General features: G+C 65.8%; 14 protein-coding genes. 8 read left to right on the forward strand and 6 right to left on the reverse strand.

Annotation, left to right across the window (positions count from 1 at the left end; genetic code table 11):
- Positions 1-137 precede the first annotated feature (137 nt).
- From tkt to DA085_RS19370, 3 genes are all read right to left on the reverse strand, one after another.
- Entirely contained in the window at positions 138-2,201 is a 2,064-nt protein-coding gene (gene tkt, locus DA085_RS19360; RefSeq protein WP_161958576.1) for a transketolase, read from the reverse strand.
- A 95-nt stretch (positions 2,202-2,296) separates the two neighbouring features.
- Positions 2,297-3,454 carry an ROK family transcriptional regulator gene (locus DA085_RS19365; RefSeq protein WP_161958577.1) on the reverse strand — a complete coding sequence of 386 codons (1,158 nt, stop codon included), beginning with the start codon at positions 3,452-3,454 and terminating at the stop codon, positions 2,297-2,299.
- 51 nt (positions 3,455-3,505) lie between these two features.
- On the reverse strand, positions 3,506-4,693 hold the full coding sequence (locus DA085_RS19370; RefSeq protein WP_109474644.1) for an ROK family transcriptional regulator: 1,188 nt from the start codon (positions 4,691-4,693) through the stop codon (positions 3,506-3,508).
- A gap of 126 nt (positions 4,694-4,819) precedes the next feature.
- On the opposite strand from DA085_RS19370, the gene DA085_RS19375 reads away from it, so the two are divergent.
- From DA085_RS19375 to DA085_RS19400, 6 genes are all read left to right on the forward strand, one after another.
- A complete protein-coding gene (locus DA085_RS19375) occupies positions 4,820-5,860 on the forward strand; it encodes a substrate-binding domain-containing protein (RefSeq protein WP_161958578.1) in 1,041 nt (346 codons plus the stop codon).
- Between the two features lie 67 nt (positions 5,861-5,927).
- A complete protein-coding gene (locus DA085_RS19380; protein WP_109474646.1) occupies positions 5,928-6,893 on the forward strand; it encodes an ABC transporter permease in 966 nt (321 codons plus the stop codon).
- Positions 6,890-7,642: an ATP-binding cassette domain-containing protein gene (locus DA085_RS19385; protein WP_109474647.1), complete on the forward strand. Its 753-nt coding sequence runs from the start codon at positions 6,890-6,892 to the stop codon at positions 7,640-7,642. Before DA085_RS19380 ends, DA085_RS19385 begins: the two co-directional genes overlap by 4 nt.
- 21 nt (positions 7,643-7,663) lie before the next feature.
- Entirely contained in the window at positions 7,664-8,545 is an 882-nt protein-coding gene (locus DA085_RS19390) for a sugar phosphate isomerase/epimerase family protein (RefSeq protein WP_202619332.1), read from the forward strand.
- Positions 8,542-9,954 carry a xylulokinase gene (locus DA085_RS19395; RefSeq protein WP_109474648.1) on the forward strand — a complete coding sequence of 471 codons (1,413 nt, stop codon included), beginning with the start codon at positions 8,542-8,544 and terminating at the stop codon, positions 9,952-9,954. Before DA085_RS19390 ends, DA085_RS19395 begins: the two co-directional genes overlap by 4 nt.
- Position 9,955: 1 nt before the next feature.
- Positions 9,956-10,999: a Gfo/Idh/MocA family protein gene (locus DA085_RS19400; protein ID WP_109474649.1), complete on the forward strand. Its 1,044-nt coding sequence runs from the start codon at positions 9,956-9,958 to the stop codon at positions 10,997-10,999.
- Between the two features lie 36 nt (positions 11,000-11,035).
- Here DA085_RS19400 and DA085_RS19405 read toward each other — a convergent pair whose 3' ends face one another.
- From DA085_RS19405 to DA085_RS19415, 3 genes are all read right to left on the reverse strand, one after another.
- A complete protein-coding gene (locus DA085_RS19405) occupies positions 11,036-15,127 on the reverse strand; it encodes a PKD domain-containing protein (protein ID WP_109474650.1) in 4,092 nt (1,363 codons plus the stop codon).
- A gap of 242 nt (positions 15,128-15,369) precedes the next feature.
- The gene (locus DA085_RS19410; protein WP_337189794.1) at positions 15,370-15,759 is read right to left on the reverse strand and encodes a VOC family protein; all 390 of its coding nucleotides are present in this window, start codon (positions 15,757-15,759) and stop codon (positions 15,370-15,372) included.
- A 35-nt stretch (positions 15,760-15,794) separates the two neighbouring features.
- Complete coding sequence (locus tag DA085_RS19415) at positions 15,795-16,844, reverse strand: zinc-dependent alcohol dehydrogenase (RefSeq protein WP_109474651.1); 1,050 nt, start codon at positions 16,842-16,844, stop codon at positions 15,795-15,797.
- Between the two features lie 183 nt (positions 16,845-17,027).
- Here DA085_RS19415 and DA085_RS19420 point away from each other — a divergent pair, with 183 nt between their 5' ends.
- Both DA085_RS19420 and DA085_RS19425 read left to right on the forward strand, forming a co-directional pair.
- A complete protein-coding gene (locus DA085_RS19420) occupies positions 17,028-17,258 on the forward strand; it encodes a ribbon-helix-helix domain-containing protein (RefSeq protein ID WP_109474652.1) in 231 nt (76 codons plus the stop codon).
- Complete coding sequence (locus tag DA085_RS19425; protein ID WP_109474653.1) at positions 17,245-17,592, forward strand: type II toxin-antitoxin system PemK/MazF family toxin; 348 nt, start codon at positions 17,245-17,247, stop codon at positions 17,590-17,592. The genes DA085_RS19420 and DA085_RS19425 overlap by 14 nt, the downstream gene beginning before the upstream one ends.
- The last annotated feature ends 27 nt before the right edge of the window (positions 17,593-17,619 follow it).

Below are 17,619 nucleotides of genomic sequence, written 5' to 3' on the forward strand. Positions count from 1 at the left end.
GATCCACCCCCGGCAACCCGTGCAACCACCCCGCCAACGCCCGATTCGACAACCGCGACACCCCCAACACCTCACGGGCACGGGCAGGCGCATCGAACGCTGTCGCGTCGGACGTGCCGTCCAACACGTGGGGCACGTTAGCCATGTGAACGAGCCCCTTCCGTCGGGGACTGCCGAATCTGTCGACGAGAGACCCGTAGAGCGGCATCCACAACAGCCTGGACCGTGACCTGGTGAGCGGCCATGACGAGGTCACCGGCGCCACTGGACCCGAAGTCCTCCACACTCACTATCTCGCCCTCGAGGCCGACGTAGCGGTGCCAGCCGACCCCGTTGCCGGCTTCGACACTCACTCGGGCCCGGACACTCGGAGGCAGCACCGACTCCTGGTAGGCGGTGGATTCCTTCTCGAACCACTCCAGGCAAGGTGCTGAGACGACGCGGACGGAAAGGCCTTCCTCCTGCAGGAGGTCGCGCGCCTGCAGCGCGAGCGAGACCTCCGATCCGGTCGCAATCAGCAGGACGTCGGCTGCCTCCTGGTCCGCGATGACATACGCACCCCGCGCGGCGCCATCTCCGTAGGAGGTGCCGTCTGCGACAACTGGCAAATTCTGACGGCTCAGGACGATCGCTGCCGGGCCGTCGGAGTTCTGGAGGACACGTGTCCATACGTCAACCGTCTCCACCCAGTCTGCAGGGCGGATGACGTCAAGCCCCGGAATGCCCCGATGCGCCCACAGGTGTTCGACGGGCTGGTGCGTCGGGCCGTCTTCACCGACCGCGATCGAGTCGTGACTCCAGACATAGATCACGGGCAGGCGCATCAGCGCTGCCAGTCGGACGGAAGGACGCATGTAGTCCGAGAAGACAAAGAAGGTTGCTCCGAACGGGCGGGAAAGACCCCCGAGTGCCATGCCATTCAGGATGGCCCCCATGGCGTGCTCGCGGATGCCAAAGTGCACCAGCGTGCCGTCCGGGCCGCCCGGCCATTGCTCACTGTCGTAGCCCGCCCTGACGAAGCTGCGCGCCCCCGTGATGGACACACCGTTCGACTCTGCCAGATCGGCCGAGCCTCCCCAGAGCCACGGCGCATGCGGACTCACCGCATTGAGCACGGCGGAGCTTGCAATGCGCGTCGCAGCGGCCTTTGGGGTAGCCCGAAGCTTCTCCAGGCCGTCGCGAGCAACAGTGTCCAGCGATCCTTCGACGAGCCGCTCCAGCATGGCTGCAGCCGCAGGCTCACGCTCCTGCCAAGCCGCGCGGGCGGCCACCCAGGCACGATGAGCGGCTGCGCCCCTCTGCATTACCTCGCGTGCGTGGGCAAGAGCCTCATCCGGCATTGCGAACGCTGCCTCCGGGTCGAGGCCAAGGGCCAACTTGGTAGCCCGGATCTCCGCTTCGCCGGGCGCGCCGGAGTGGGCGGCCGCCGTGCCGCCGACGGACGGCATGGGGTGACCGATGCGGGTGCGCAGCCGCACGAGCACGGGGGAATGGCGCACGTCAGCGGCGCGGCGGTACGCCTCGCGGATGACAATCGGGTCCTCGGCATCGGTGATCTCGATAACCGACCAGCCGTACGCACGGTACCGCGCCAGGACGTCCTCGCTGAACGTGATGCGCGTGTCACCCTCGATCGAGATCTGATTGTCGTCCCAGATCACGATCAGGCCCTCGAGGCCCAGGGTCCCGGCGAGGGATGACGCCTCGTGGCTGATGCCCTCCTGGAGGTCCCCATCCGACGCCAGACACCACACACGCCGCGCGAAGAGGCTCTCCTCGCAGGATGTGCCCGGTTCGACGAGCGCGCGGATTCGCTGGGCCTCCATCGCGAGCCCGACGGCATTGCCGACGCCCTGGCCGAGCGGTCCCGTGCTCGTCTCGACGCCCGCGGTGTGCCCTCTCTCGGGGTGCCCGGGCGTCGCAGAGCCAAAGGTCCGAGCGGCCTGGAGATCGTCGATCTCAAGTCCGTACCCAGACAGATAGAGCTGCACATAGAGCGCCAGGCTGGCGTGCCCTGCGGACAGCACGAACCGGTCCCGACCCATCCAGTCGGGGTCGGCCGGATCGTGTCGGAGGAATTCCTGGAACAGGACGTACAGGGCGGGGGTCAGGCTGACTGCCGTGCCCGCGTGCCCATTCCCCTTGGCCTGGACAACGTCCAGGGGAAGGACACGAGCATGACGCACGACGGCATCATCCAAGGAGGTCCAACTCGCTGATACGTCAGCCGCGGGGGTGGCGTCTAGTCTCGTAGTCACGGACTTAGGCTAACTAGTTCCCGAAGTTTTGTCTAGTCCTATGCAAAACTAGTCAGAGCAGCGTCAATGCGACTGGGCTCAAGGGCAACGTCCGAGGCCAGATAGGCCGCGCCGCGGAGTCCCGCCTCGGCACCGAGGGGCGAGGTGATGATCTGCAGATCGCGGGTCGCGAGCGGGTGCGACCGCTGATAGACCCGCTCGCGCACACCTGCCATGAGCGGTTCCTCAGCGCGCGCCAGGTCACCGGCAACAACGACGAGGGCGGGGTTCACCACTCCGATCGCTTCAGCGATCACCTCACCCAGCCGCTGGCCGGCGGCACGCAACAGCGCGAGTGCCTGTGCGTCTCGCCTGGAAGCCAGGGCCACGATGTCGGCGCTGCTATGCACATCCGCGTGCCCCGAATCGCGGAGGCGCGCGGCAATGGCCCAGCCCCCCGCGGTCGCCTCAGCGCATCCGTGCTGACCGCATCGACACAGTTCGCCCCCGGGACGAGGAATGTGGCCTAAGTCTCCGGCTGCACCGTGTGCTCCACGCAATATGGCACCACGGCTGATGATGCCGCAGCCGATGCCCATGCCCACCTTGACGACGAGCACGTCCTCAACAGGTGGGTCCAACACGCGCTGGACTCCTAGCGCGATGATGTTGGCGTCCTTGTCCACCTGCACGGGAGCGCCAAAACTACGGGCGAAGTGGGCGCGGACGTCGACGCCGTCCCATCCGTTCATGGTTGGTGGACTCACGAGCCTCCCGGTCGAGTACTCGACGGGGCCTGGCATGCCGACTCCGACGCCCAACACTGTTGCCGGCTCGACGTTGCTCTGGGCAAGAAGTTGGGAGAAGGCCTCGTCGAGGGTGCTCAGGACAGGATCTGGCCCGTCGTCGACGTTCAGGTCCAGATCCAGGTGATCGACCACCTTCCCTGTGAGGTCGGCGAGGCCAAGTCGTGCATGGCTGCTCCCGACGTCAGCGGCAAGAAGTCGCCCTCGGTGGGGGTTGAGTGCGAGAACCTCAGCTGGTCGGCCGCCGGTCCGTGCTGTGGAGGGCTGGACGACGACGTACCCCGCCTCGACTAGGGCATTCAGCCGTTGGGTGACCGTCACTCGGGAGAGGCCGGAGCGCGCCACGATCTGAGCGCGTGTCAGCGAGGTGTCGTCGCGGAGAAGCTCGAGCAGGATCCCAGCGCCCACCACGCGGCCTCCTCTTGCCGTCCACTCTCCCTCGTGTGCTGCCGTCAAGGTACCTCAGCGGTCGGTCTTGGAGACCAGGCGACCGATCTGTTCGGGCGCAAGGATGGCGTCGGCGACCAAGTGTGACAGCCCGATCAACCCACCCCGGGGATAGAGGGAGCTGCGCGTGATCTGCAGCTCGGCCGTCGCGAGCGGGAGCGAACGTCGGTAGACCATTTCACGAATGCTGGCGAACAGGTGATCGCCGCCCGCTGCCACCATCCGACCCCCGAGGACCACAACGCGTGGGTTGACCATATTCACAGCAGAGGCGATGGCTGCGCCGACATAGCGACCCGCGCGGCGTACGAGCCTGATGGCCTCTGGGTGGCCGGAGGCCAGCAGTGCCACGAGGTCGTCCTGCGTGTCCACGGCTGCGCCGGTCTCCTGCAGATCGCGAAGGATGGCCCATCCGCCGGCGTAGGCCTCCAGGCAGCCGTGGTTTCCGCACTTGCACAACGGGCCCTCGTCTGCGTCGATGAGCGCAAGCTGAGTGTGACCCAGGTCGCCAGCTGCACCATCAGCGCCACGGAACAACTGCCCGTTGTGCACCATGCCACTGCCAATGCCGGTGCCCATCTTGACCATCAACAGGTTTTCGATTCCGGGAAAGGCGAGCCGGGCTTCTCCGAGCGCCATCGCGTTGGCGTCCTTCTCGAGATACACCGGGCAGGCAAAATGCGGGGCGAACCAGGCCGGCACGTCGAAGCGATTCCAGCGGGGGATGATCGGCGGGTTTACCGTCATCCCCGCGCCGCTCTTGACCGGGGCGGGCACGCTGACGCCCACGCCCAGGATCACCTCGCGATCCACGTTCGTGGCCTTGAGGAAGCGCTCGAAGCACTCCAGGACGATTCCGAGCACGGACTCGGGACCTCCGGCAACGTCAACCTCGATCGACTCTTCGACCTCGACGGAGCCAGAGAGATCACACAGGCCGGCTCGGAACTTCGTGGCGCCGATGTCGGCCACCAGCAGGCGGCCCCGTCGCTCATGGAAGGCGAAGAGATCCGCTGGGCGGCCTTTCGTCGAGGCTTCGCCCTGGCTCCCGCGGACCAGGTTGGCCCCGAGCAGCGCGTCAAGGCGAAGATTCACTGCGCTGCGTGAGAGTCCGGAGATCAGCGCGAGCTTGGACCGAGTTGCCGGACCGTGGTGGCGCAGCACCTGGAGCGTCTCGCTCACTCCCTCTTCGAATGTCGCCATCGTCTCCCGGATCCCTTGTCAGTGAGCGGTCTGTCAGTTACATTACACTCCATCAACTGCTAGATGATGGCGTCAAACCGTGTCTAACAGGCAAAGTTTCCACACATGTTGTCGAAAGGTGGCGCAATGACTGGCGCTGAACGTAGAAGGTCCCGATGGGTCGGCGGCATGGCCCTGGCGTGCGGACTCTCCCTGATGCTGAGTGCGTGTGGCGGTGACTCGGCGGCGCCGAGCGCCGGCGACGGTGAGGCAGGTGGGGACGCCAAGATCGGTGTTGTCATCAAGGGTCTGGACAACCCCTTCTTCCAGCACATGGAGGACGGCATCGAGGCGGCAGCGGAGGACTCCGGCGTGGAGTACACCATTCAGGCGGCTGCCTCGATCACTGACACGTCAGGCCAGGCGGACAAGCTGAGTAACCTCGCGAACCAGGACTACGACTGCTACGTGGTCAACCCCATCAGTGGCACGAACCTGGTGCAGGGCATTGCGCAGATCGCCGCCAAGGACAAGACCATCGTCAACATCGACAACCCGGTCGAGGCCGAGGCCGCCAAGGCGGCCGACGCCACGATTGCCACGTACATCGGCACCGACAACCTCGCGGCGGGCAAGATGGTCGCGGACCAGCTCGCTACCTTGGCGCCCGAGGGCGGAGACGTGGCGACGGTGGGTGGTGTGGCCGGTGACGTCACCAGTGCTCAGCGCATCGACGGTTTCAAGGAGGGCCTGAGCCAGGACTTCACCGTCGTTCAGGAGGTCGCCGCCGACTGGAACAGGCAGGAGGCGCAGACGCAGGCTGAGACGATCCTGCGGGCGAACCCCGAGCTTGCCGCATTCTTCGTCGCCAACGACGACATGGCCATGGGTGTGGCCCGGGCTGTTGCTGCTGCGGACCGCAAGGGCGAGACGCTGGTGGTGAGTGTCGACGGGATTGACGGCGTCGCCTCAGGCGACATCGATGCCGCCGTGGCACAGTATCCCTTCGTCGTCGGGAAGATGGGCATGCAGGCCTGTGAAGCTGCTGCCGCAGGCCATGAGCTGCCGGCGAAGGTCGACACGCCAATCGAACTGATCACGCCGGAGAACGCCAAGGAAGCGCAGGAGGCGTTCCCGGAGCCTCCCAGTGACTACGAGAACCCTTTCGCCGATCTGCTTGAGGGCTGACGCCTTGGCGGGCCCCGATGCCGGGGCCCGCCAACAAGCAAGACCTTGTGTGGAGGGAGAACTTTCTATGACTGCGACCGAATCTGTGGGTGAAAGGGTGCGCGTGACCCTCACCAGACCCACGTTCTGGGTCGAGTGGGCCTCCGTGGTGGGCCTCGTGCTCTTGGTGGTGCTGTTTACCGCCCTGGACTCTACGTTCCTAAGCGCCGGGAACATCCGGGGCATGCTGCTTGCGTCGGCAATCCTGACGATCCTGGTCGTTGGTCAGGCGTTTGTGATCCTCACAGCGGGTATCGACCTGTCGGTCGCGTCCGTCATGACGTTTGCAGCCGTGATGTTCGGCCTCGCCATGACCCATGGCTACGGGATACTGCTCTCGTGCCTCGTGGCGTTCTGCGCCGGTGCAGCTGTTGGTCTGCTCAACGGCGTCCTTGTGGCCAAGGGGCGCATCACCGACTTCATCGTGACGCTGGGAGCCCTCTCGGCTGCTTCTGGCACGGCTCTCATCCTCTCGGACGGAAAGCCGATCACTGTCATCAGTGCGCCGCTCTTCGAGCTGTCGGCGGGTAGTGTCGGGGTCGTCCCTTATACGTTCATGATCGCCCTGCTGATAGCTGTCCTTGCCCACGTGGTGCTGTTCAAGACCAAATTCGGCACCCACGTCCTGGCCACCGGAGGCTCCGTGGAGGCGGCCCAGGCGACGGGGATTCGCACAACCCGGATCAAGATCGCCGTCTACGCCATCTCGGGCTCGCTGGCCGGCATCGCTGCCATCCTTCTCGTCGCACGGGTGGGTTCGGCAGAGCCCGCTGCGAACATGACGTTCCTGCTCAACTCGGTGGCGGCCGTTGTGCTCGGCGGCGTGAGTCTCTTCGGGGGCAAGGGATCGATCAAGGGGCCGATCTTCGGCGCCCTGCTGCTCACGGCTCTCTCGAACGGGTTGACGTTGCTGGGCGTATCGCAGTTCTACCAGCCACTGGCCGTCGGCGTCGTGGTCGTTGGTGCCGCCTTCCTCACGAGGTTTGACAAATGAGCGAGAGCATGGATCTTCTCGAGATCCGGAACCTGTCCCTGTCCTTCGGTTCGGTACGAGCCCTCAGTGACGTGTCCCTGCATGTCAAGGCGGGAGAGATCACCGCAATCGTGGGGGACAACGGTGCCGGAAAATCGACCATCGTCCGTTGCGTGGCCGGTGTGCACCGTCCGGACGAAGGCGACATCGTCTTCGACGGACAGGTGGTGAATTTCGTCCGGCCGGATCAAGCTCGCGTGGCAGGGATCGAAACGGTTCACCAGAACCTCGCACTCGTCGAAGACCTCACGGTCTGGCAGAACCTCTTCCTGAACAGAGAAATCAGCCACGGAGTCGGGCCAGTCCGGTTCCTTCAAAAGAAGGAGATGCGGAAGCGGGCGCGTGACATGGTGGCAAAGCTTGCGGTCAACGTGCCATCAGTGACGTCGACGGTGCGCCGTTTGTCGGGTGGTCAGCGGCAGGCGGTTGCCATCTGCCGGGCCGCGGGATTCAGCTCCAAACTCGTCATCATGGACGAGCCCACTGCTGCCCTTGGCGTCCAGGAGACCCGTCGCGTCGAGGAACTCATCGAACGTCTCCGTTCGGAAGGCCACGCCGTGCTGCTGATCAGTCACAACTTTGATCAAGTGATGAGGCTCTCGGACCAGGTCTGGGTCATGCGAGCAGGTAAGTGTGTTGCCGGACGTAGGGCGCGAGACACCACCGCGCAAGAAATTGTTGGGTTGATTACTGGCGCCATCGCCGCCTGATCTATAGACGAAAGGGTACTCATGACGAAGACACTGAACCCCATCGGCGTTCATGCGCTGGTCTGGGTGGGAAACACCTCGCCGGACGACATCCGGTCGGCGGTGCGACAGACGAAGGAGAGTGGGTTCGACCTTCTTGAGCTGTCGCTGCACGACTCCGACAACCTCGATGTTGAAGCCGCCCGAGCGGCCCTAGTTGAGGCCGACCTCGCCGTTGCCTGTTCCCGCGGTCTGGCCTTCGATGCTGATATCTCAAGTGATGATTCGAGCGTCGTCGCCCGAGGTGAGCAGATTCTTCACGACTCGCTAGACATCGTAGACCGACTGGGGTCAAAGATCTTGACCGGAGCGTTGTATAGCGCGCTCGGCAAGTACAACCAGCGGCTCACACCGACAGGGCGTGGCAACGTGGTGACGGTCCTGCGCTCCCTTGCGAAAGAGGCCTCGGGCAGAGGAGTCTCGCTCGGGTTGGAGATCTGCAACAGATACGAGACCAATGTCGTCAACACCGCTCGGGACGCGCTGCGTCTTGCGGACGACATCGGCGAGGACAACGTCTTCATCCACCTGGACACCTATCACATGAACATCGAGGAAGCCGACCTCATTCAACCAGTCCTGGACGTAAGGGACAGGTTAGGTTACGTCCACATTGGCGAGAACCACAGAGGCTACCTGGGTGCGGGGTCGATCAACTTCCCTGGATTCTTCCAGGCCTTAGCACGTACGGGATACACGGGGCCCATCACTTTCGAGAGCTTCTCTTCGGCCGTCGTCAGCGAAACGCTGTCGAATGATCTGGCCGTATGGCGGAACATGTGGGACAACGGTGAAGACCTTGCGCAGGCTGCGCGTACCTTCATCGAGACACACTTGGCCGCCGCGGCACACAGTCAACGGTGACTACACGGGCTGCGCTCGGAATTGACCTAGGTACCAGCGGAGTCAAGGTGGCGCTGCTCAGTGAGGGGGGCACTGTCCTTGGCAGTGTTGCTCGCGCCTACGACGTGGTGTCACCACACGCTGGGTGGGCCGAGATTGATCCCCTCACGTGGCAGCAGGCTACCGGCGACGCGGTGCGCGCAGTGCTGGAGAGCACACCTCACACTGACGTTGTCGGGATCGGTCTGGACGGACAGATGCACGGCGTCGTCCTCGTCGATCAGGATGGACAGCCGACGCGGCCGGCTGTGCTCTGGCCCGATGGCAGAGCTGTCTCGCAGGCTGACCGCCTGAGTCAACTGGGCCCAGAGTCGCTGGCGTCACTCGCAAACCCTGTGACGCCCGGAATGGCGGGACCGATGCTCGCTTGGTTGGCTGAGAACGAGGCCGACGTCGTCCAAGGGTCGAGCTCCTTCGTCCTTCCCAAGGACTGGGTGCGTTCCCTTCTGACCGGATGGAGACCAGCGACGGATCCCTCCGATGCGTCGGCAACCCTCCTGTGGGATGTCGCCACAGACGACTGGGCGACTACTGTCGCTGGCGCCTCAGGAGTGCCCACCCGATTGTTCCCCACCGTCCACGCGTCCGCAGACGCCTCCGGAGACACCGGAGCAACGGCACGCACCTGGGGACTGCGGACGCATGTGCCGGTGAGCTTTGGCTGCTCGGACGTTGCTGCAACGCTGCTCGGGCTCGAAGCGGAGCCTGGCCGCACGATGATCACCATCGGGACCGGCGCCCAGGTCGTGCTCCCTGGAGTCGCGCCAGAGAAGTCCTTCCCACCCAGTCATCACCTTTATCGAGATGCAGGTGATGGGTGGTACGCGATGGTAGCTGTGACGAACGCTGGACTGGCGCTGCAACGAGTCCTCACGCTCCTCAACGCGGACTGGGACGAACTCTATGCACCCTACGAACGTGCCGGCGAGATCCCGGGGTTTCTGCCATTCTTCACTGGCGAGCGACTCCCAGTTCGCCTATCCGGAGGCCAGGCGGGCTGGTTCGACGTCGGGTTGTCGGCCGGTCGTGAGCACTTGTTGGCAGCCGCCCTCGAGGGGGTCGCCTTCGCCATCCGACATGCGGTCGACGTCATGCCCTCAGCGAGCACCGAGATCGACCTTGCCGGTGGTGGCACGCGCTCTCCGGTGTTTGCCCAGCTCCTGGCAGATGTGCTTGGCAGACCGCTGAGGCGTGTCCCCAACCGGGACGCCACGGTTGTGGGGGCGGCCCGTCTGGGGTGGAAAGCGGCGGGACTCGAGGCACCGTCGACGGGATCTGCGCCAGACGAGATCATCGAGCCGTGCACCAGCCCTCAGCTTGAGGCACGGTATGCCCGCTTCATCAACGCGCTAACGACACGGCTGGGTTGACATGGCAGACGTTCGCTGGGCCGTCGCTGGGTACGGGGTCGGTGGGCGCGTGTTTCACGCACCCATGATCGAGTCCGCCTCCGGGCTCGAGCTTGTGGCAGTCGTGTCGACCAATCGGGACCGCGCGCGAGACGCAGCGCGAGCAGGATTGGAGGTTGTCAGTGACATTGAGGCACTGGAGGCGCTCGGCGTCGAGGGCGTCACGATCACGACACCGGCGGGGACTCACGTTGACCTGGCTCATCGCGCGCTCGACAGCGGCTTACATGTTGTCGTTGACAAGCCCTTCGCGCTTGATGCCGCAAGCGCCCGCTCGGTAGTGGAGCATGCGCAGGACGTGGGTCGAGTGCTCACCGTCTACCAGAACCGCAGATGGGACGGCGACTACCTCACCATCTCTTCTTTGGTGCGCGCCAACGCGCTCGGAACTGTGCGGAGATTCACGTCGCGGATCGAACGGTTCCGTCCCGAGCTGCCTGCCTGGAACACTCGAGCGCCCGCGGGGGAAGGGGGCGGCACGCTCGTGGACCTCGGTCCCCACCTCATCGACCAGGCCACACATCTCTTCGGGCGAGCGCGTTCCGTTTATGCGGAACTCTCGCAGTTCGACACAGAGGCGCTCGCTGAGGACGACGTCGTCCTCTCGATCGAACATGACGGCGGTGTGCTGACCACAATCGTGGCGTCGATCGCCGCTGCCGCCGAGGGGCCGAGGTTCCAGGTGAACGGGGATCTCGGTGGGGCATCGATCGACGGCTTTGACGTGCAGGAGGAATTGCTGGTCAGCGGCATGACGCCTTCCAGCCTCGGCCGTGGCTGGGGCCTCGAACCTAGCGACCGCCATGTACGTCTCATGACCCGTGACGGTGAGCGCGCCATCCCTGTGCAGCAAGGTCGATGGCAGTTGTTCTACCCGGCACTCGTGAGCGCGGTTGAGCAAGGAGCGGCTGTCCCGGTTGAGCCCGCCGATGCGATTCACACGTGCGAGATCTTCGATGCAGCCCGGCAGTCAGCTCTTGAGGGTCGACGGATCGAGCTCGATTGACGCTGGGCCAGGGCGGTGGGGCTCGATCAGCGGGTCCTACACGTAGCTGTGGTTCCAGCGGGTGCCGTGAAGGTGGCGAAGAGGGGGAGCGCTGACGAGGTCGACCTGGTCGCCCCTCTTGGGCAGCAGGACGGCCTGCGGTCCGGCTGGCAGGACGGTGACCGTGGCCACGCCAGGGTAGACGAGGTTATGGGAGCCCGCTTGGAGGGCAGTGGTGCCCGGCGTGACGCCCTTGACATAGAAGGTGTGCTCGCTGGTGTCGGTGACTCCTTCGAAGGCGCCATGGAGACTCCACGGGCCGTCCGGGTTCGTGGAGACCAGTGCGATTTCCGGGTCAGGGAAGGGCGCCCCCGCCACGCTGAACCCGATCGTGGCAGGCTCCGGGGGAGCCTCAGCGAACGCGACCGTGGCAACGGAGACCTGATCCGTGACCACCGTGACATCGCCCAACACGATCTGCGGTTCGACCACGGTGGCGGTGACACTGGAGCGACCGTCGGTGGGTGTCGTGAACCCGTCGGGCTGGGTGATGCTGAGGGTGGACGTCCCCACGGCCTGCGGGTCGAAATAGGTGATGACCCGCCAGGTTCCGCCACCGAAGGTCAGCTCGTCCTCGGTGGGGATGCCAACAGAGTCATTGCTGTTGGACAACGGGATGGTGAAGGAGGTGCCGTGACGCACAGCCTGGTTAGACAGCCTGGTTCCCGATGACGTGAGCGCATAGGGCACGACATACATGGTGACGTCGGGGGAGTTGGCGGCAGTGGTGAAGCTGCCGAGTTGGATATCAAAACCGGCTCCGGTCACGGTCACGGTGGATGTGGCGTCGGGAAACCCAGGAGCTGACGCCGTCACTGTGGTAGTGCCCTTGGTGAGCCCCTGGACCGTGTAGCTCTGCTCCGAGCCCCTCGCATCATGGAGCGTGAGGGTCTTCGACCCCTCGCGGGCCCCGGACGCCAGGACCGCGATGGACTCGTCCTCGACAGTCAGCGTGATGTCGATCGGCTCCGGTGGCACCAAGGACAACCGGACTCCTGGGTAGGTCTGTAGGTCCTTGCCCACGGTGGCACCACCGAGGTGGATCTGCGGCGGCGGCGTGACGGTCGCGGTGATGCTGGATGCGCCGTCGGTCGGCTGCGTGAAACCGTCGGGCTGGGTGAGGCTGATCTCCGTCGTGCCCGCACTCGCCGGTGTGAAGGAGGTGTTCGCCCTGGCGGAACTGGCAAGGAACACGAGCTGCGAGTCGAGCAGCGTGCCCACGGCATCGTTGCTGTTGGCCAGGTGCACGGTGACCGGCGGAGCGCCGGCACGGCGGTCCTGCCGGTGCAGCTTGTTGCCGTCGGCGTTGAGGGGATGGAGGTAGACGGAGACGTCGTGGGGCTCTGCGGACTCCTCGATGCTGAAGTCCGGTGTCCAGAAGGCGAACCCGACGTCCGGGACGACAGTGATGGTGCTGGTCATTTCCGGGTAGCCCGTTGCGGTGACGGTCAGCGTGGTGGTGCCCGCGACCAGGCCCTGGACCTGCACATCCATGAGGACGAAGAAGAAATCACCGACGTCCTCGACCGTGAGGCTCTTCGAGCCGACGGTGTCGCCGTCCGGTGAGACCAGGGCGATGGACTCGTCACCGACCGTGATCGTGACGTCGACGGGCTCCAAGGGTTCGTCGTAGAAGACGACGCTGCCACCAGCCTGAAGATCCTTGCCGACAGTAATGTCATTGACCCACAGCTTCGGATGGACGGAGATCGTCACGCTGTCCGATGACGATGCGCCCCACTGATCAGTGACGGTCAGGTCGACCGTGTAGATCCCGCTCCAGAGTGAATGGAACAGGGGTTGCGCGGTGTTGGCGCCGCTTAACCAGGCATCGGATCCCTCTGGTTCGACGACTGTCCAGGCGTAGGTGAGCGAGTCGCCGTCGGGGTCACTCGACCCGGTGCCGTCCAGGATCGGGCTCTGGTCCGTGAAGGTCTCCAGATCCTCCCCGCCATCCGCGACCGGCGCGCTGTTGGGTGCCCCGACGGTCACGTTGGCAACCGCAGAATTGGTGTCATAGGCGCCTGCCCTCAGGGTGGTCTCACCCTGCGCCAGCCCCTGCACATAGAACGTCTGCTCGCTGGTGTCGGTGACGTCGGCGAAGGAGATAGAGGGGCTCCAGGGCCCATCCGGGCTGGTCGACAGGAGGGCAGTCGACTCATCCGCGACGGAGGCACTGAGGGTGGTGGGGTCTGGCGGGGCGGCGGCGAAGCTCACTGTGGCCGGGGCCACCTCACCCGTCGGCACGTTCACGTCATCCAGCACGATCTCCGGGTCGACGACGTATGCCGTGACCGGAGACTTCCCGTCGGTCGGCGTGGTGAAACCTTCCGGCTGGAGGAGCGTGATCGTGGACTGACCGACCGTGTGCGGGTCGAAGTAGGTGATGCGCCGCCACTCGGCGCCGTTGCCGCCGTGGAACGTGACCGCCGACTCGGTGAGCGTGCCGACCGCGTCGTTGCTGTTGGTCAGGTTGACCGTGATGTTCGTGCCGGCGCGTAGCCACTGCGGGTCCCCGATCGCGCCGGCGGCGTCGAGCATGCGCAGCTCAACGTAGACGGTCGCGTCCCCGCTGTTGCTGCTGGTGACGAAATCGCCGAGGGTCAGGTCGAAGCCCGACCCCGTGACCGTGATCGTGGCCGTGGTGTCCGCGTAGCCCGGCGCGGAGACGGTCATCGTGGTCGTGCCCTCCGCCAGGCCCTGGACCGTGAACCGCTGCACCTGCAGGTCGTCGACGCCCTCGAAGGTGACGGACTTCGCCCCGACAGCGTCGGGGTCGCTGCTGATGATGGCGACGGACTCATCGGCAACGGTCACCGTGACGTCGGTCGGCGCGGCGGGGGCCTCCGTGAGCTGGACGTGCGACGTGACCTGCAGGTCCTTGCCCACGATCTCGTCCGGGAGATCGATGCCGGGCGCCTCGGTCACGAGGATGACCACAGAGTCCACCGGGGAGTCGGTGGTGCCGTCGTTGACCACCAGGGTGGCGGCATACTCGCCGGGCAGATCCGGTATGAGGCTCGGTCGGCTGGCCGAGGTGTCGTCCAGGGCGGCAGTGGAACCGTCCGGTGCGGCGAGGGTCCACGCGTAGGTGAGGGTGTCACCGTCGGGGTCGGTGGAGTTGGTGCCGTCCAGGGTCACGGTGCCCCCAGTGATCGCGCTCTGGTCGGGCCCGGCGTCGGCGACGGGGACCTGGTTGGGCGGCTCGCTGACGGTGATGGTGACGGTGTCGGGTGCGGAAGGTTCGGTGCCGTCGTTGACGACGAGCTCCGCCGTGTAGGCGCCGGCGAGGTCGGGGGCAAAGGAGGGCTGGGCCGTCTCAGAGCCGTCCAGCACCGAGGTGGAGCCGGAGGGAGAGGTGAGCGTCCACGCATACGACAGGTCGTCACCGTCGGGGTCGGTGGAGCCGGTGCCGTCGAGGGTGACGGTGTCGCCGGTGATCGCGGTCTGGTCCGGACCGGCGTCGGCGACGGGTGCCTCGTTCGCCGGTGGGCACGGGTCCGGAACGGGCCGGTCGAACCGTGCGCCGTAGCCGGGGCCGTCCCCGCTGTTGTTGCCCCGAGCGCTGACCCAGATCGTGGTGATGCCTGGTGTGTCCCTGAGGGTCCAGGTGGTGCCGCCGCGGGGGATGTGTCTGGTGTGCTCCTCGCCCTGGGCGACGATGATCCGCGACATGCGAACGGGGGCTGTGACCGTGACGCCCTCGCACTGCCAGTCGACCGTGATGCCGTCGCCGACAGTGATCGCGACGGTGTCGGCCGCCGACTCCTGGGTGCCGTCGCTGACCACCAGGGTCGCGGTGTAGGTGCCGACCAGTGCCGGCGTGAACGAGGGAGTGGCGGAGGTCGGGTCGTCCATCGACTGCGTGTAGTTGCCGGGCTGCGGCCCGGCGAGGGTCCAGCTGTAGGTGAGGTCGTCGCCGTCGGTGTCGACGAGCCGGTCCCGTCGAGGGTCACGGTCTGTCCGAGCACCGTGGTGAGGTCCGCACCCGCGTCCGCCACGGGCGGTTGGGCGGTGGGCGCGCTCGCAGCCGCCGGTGCCGTGGTGAGCATCGCGGTGACCAGCGCCAGCGAGAGCAGCGTGGCCCACGTTCGTCGCAGCTGTTGCCGCAGTCTGACCCTCCCCGGCCGCTCGTTGTGTCCGGGCCGGGCTGCTGGGACAGACGCACGCATCAGCTGACTCCTCGGTCAGTGGTTCTTGGTCAGTCGGGATTCACGTCGAACTCACGCGACAGTCAAGATTTCCCCAAGTTCTTCGCAGCCTATGGGCAGGCGAAGTGCTGCGACAAGGGTGAGGAGGGTAAAGACTTGGTCAATTCGCGCAGCGTGGCTCTAGGAGTTCGCCCGTTGGCAGACCATCAGAGCGTTGCCGTCGGGGTCCTCGAACTGGATAAAGACGACGCTACCGATGTCCTCGACGGGCGACGTGATGCGGGCCTCGAGTCGTTGCAGGTGCTCTGCCGTCGCCGCTATGTCGTCCGTCCAGAAGAAGAACCGGGGAGGGCCGTCAGCCGTGAAGTCCGGGCGGTTGGCGTCCAGAACGAGGCCAGGTCCCTCCTCGGTGGGCACGTCGAGGATGGTGCCGCCGTGCGAGGGGACACCAGGGTCGAAGCCGAGCAACTTCCCGTACCACCGTGCCGAGCGCTCCATGTCTCGTACGGGTATGAAGACCTGACCAATGTGTCGCCGGATGGGGGAGTTGTGCACGTGCGAGGCCCTCACAGCGGATCTTGACGCTCTCCGGCGGCGAGGGCTCGTCAGTCCTGGCCGCGCGGGGCGACCAGGACCTTGGTGTGGGTGGAACGGCCCGAGTCGAGTTCCTCCAGCATGTCCTTTACCTCGGAGAGCGCGATGGTCCCGGTATGCAGCGGGGCCAGCGAGATGCTGCCCTGCTCGACCAGGCGCATGACGCCCACGAAGTCCTCACGGTTGTACGCGAGTGAGCCGATGACCGTCAGCTCGCGCTGCTGCCAGTCGGCGTAGCTGACCGTGGACTCGCTCAGCGGGAACCCCAGCAGCGCGAGCGTGCCGCCTCGTCGGACCAGCTCCGCAGAGGACTGCAGGAGGGTCGGGACTCCGGCGCACTCGAAGACGATGTCGGCGCCAACGCCCGCAGTCACCGAGTCCATCCGACTCTGCAGTTCGTCGGGCTCGACCACGTCATCGAAACCCAGTTCGCGGGCGGTGGCCCTGCGGGCGTCGGACGGCTCGGAGATGATGATCCGCCCTGCCCCGGCCGCGCGGGCGTTCTGGGCCGTCAACAGCCCGATCGGCCCGGCGCCGACCACGACGGCAATGCAGCCGGGCTCGACGTTAGCCCGGCGGACGGCATGGAAGGTGACCGCGGCCGGCTCCACGAGTGCTGCGTCGATGTCCGACAGGGCCTGCGGGACCGGGACGACTCGACGCTCCGAGACGTCAACCTGCGTGGCGAAGGCGCCATGGTCTGCCGCGTGCTCGTCGACACCATTGGCCTCGGCGAAGACAACGTCACAGTTCTTCGAGTGACCGGCCAGGCACTGACCGCAGCGTCCGCACGCGGGGCCGACCCCACCGACGACCCGATCACCGGGGCTGACCAGTGTCACTCCCTCGCCCACGGACCGGACTGTGCCCATCCACTCGTGCCCGAACACGGCCGGTGGGAGCATGCTCCCGTCGGTGTAGCCGTGCACGTCGGTGCCGCAGATGCCGGTATAGGTGACGTCGACGACCACACGTCCAGCGCCGGGCTCAGCTGTGGTGAAGACCGACTCCTCCAGGGTGCGCGGGCCACTCACCGTGAGATAACGCTGTTCGTCCGACATGCTTGCTGCTCCTCAATAGGGGACGTGACCGTCCCGTGACGGGGTGCTCAACACCGTAACGAGACGTGCGGTCCGGTCGGCGGCCGGGTTCGCTCCAGTAGCCCCGGAGAGCCGGATCGCTAGCCACCTCAGGACGATGCTACCGAGGTAGTAGTAATGGTCCCACCCGAGTAGCATGGCTGTATGAAGGTGAGTGTGAGTCTGAGCGAGGAGGACCTCGCGGTCCTCGACCGGTATGTCGAGCAGGCCGGTCTGGAGTCGAGGTCGGCTGGCGTCCAGCAGGCCATCCGTCGTTTGCAGGACCCACAACTGGAGGCGGCGTATGCCGCCGCCTGGGAGGAGTGGGCTGTCGCAGGGGATGAAGACGCGTGGTCCGCAGCCTCCTCGGACGGGCTCACCGATGCTGCGCGGTGAAATCCTGCTGGTCGATCTGGATCCCGTCCGCGGCAACGAGGCGAACAAGCGTCGCCCCGCGGTGCTGGTCAGCAATGGCCGGGCCAACACCATGGCACAGCGGCTCGGTCGGGGAGTGGTGACCGTTGTGCCCGTCACCAGCAACGTGGAGCGAGTCTTTCCGTTCCAGGTGTTGCTGCCAGCGGACGAGACGGGGCTGCGGGTGGACTCCAAGGCCCAGGCTGAGCAAGTGCGTTCGGTCGCCTTTGAGCGGGTTGGCCCTGCGGTAGGCCGAGTTCCGCCTTCCTTGATGGCTGCGGTCGACAAAGCGCTGCGTCTCCATCTGCAATTGTGACCGCGCGGCGCGGCAGATAAGTGCGTC

Origin of the sequence: Ornithinimicrobium cavernae (assembly GCF_003121625.1) — a bacterium.
Classification (GTDB): Bacteria; Actinomycetota; Actinomycetes; order Actinomycetales; family Dermatophilaceae; genus Ornithinicoccus; species Ornithinicoccus cavernae.

Bases quoted from the DNA above. Each gene is read 5' to 3' on its own strand.
- DA085_RS19425 (WP_109474653.1), top strand. From the start codon at position 17,245: ATGCTGCGCGGTGAAATCCTGCTGGTCGATCTGGATCCCGTCCGCGGC.
- DA085_RS19400 (WP_109474649.1), top strand. From the start codon at position 9,956: ATGGCAGACGTTCGCTGGGCCGTCGCTGGGTACGGGGTCGGTGGGCGC.
- DA085_RS19415 (WP_109474651.1), bottom strand. From the start codon at position 16,844: ATGTCGGACGAACAGCGTTATCTCACGGTGAGTGGCCCGCGCACCCTG.
- DA085_RS19370 (WP_109474644.1), bottom strand. From the start codon at position 4,693: ATGGCGACATTCGAAGAGGGAGTGAGCGAGACGCTCCAGGTGCTGCGC.
- DA085_RS19380 (WP_109474646.1), top strand. From the start codon at position 5,928: ATGACTGCGACCGAATCTGTGGGTGAAAGGGTGCGCGTGACCCTCACC.
- DA085_RS19420 (WP_109474652.1), top strand. From the start codon at position 17,028: ATGAAGGTGAGTGTGAGTCTGAGCGAGGAGGACCTCGCGGTCCTCGAC.
- DA085_RS19390 (WP_202619332.1), top strand. From the start codon at position 7,664: ATGACGAAGACACTGAACCCCATCGGCGTTCATGCGCTGGTCTGGGTG.
- DA085_RS19385 (WP_109474647.1), top strand. From the start codon at position 6,890: ATGAGCGAGAGCATGGATCTTCTCGAGATCCGGAACCTGTCCCTGTCC.
- DA085_RS19375 (WP_161958578.1), top strand. From the start codon at position 4,820: ATGACTGGCGCTGAACGTAGAAGGTCCCGATGGGTCGGCGGCATGGCC.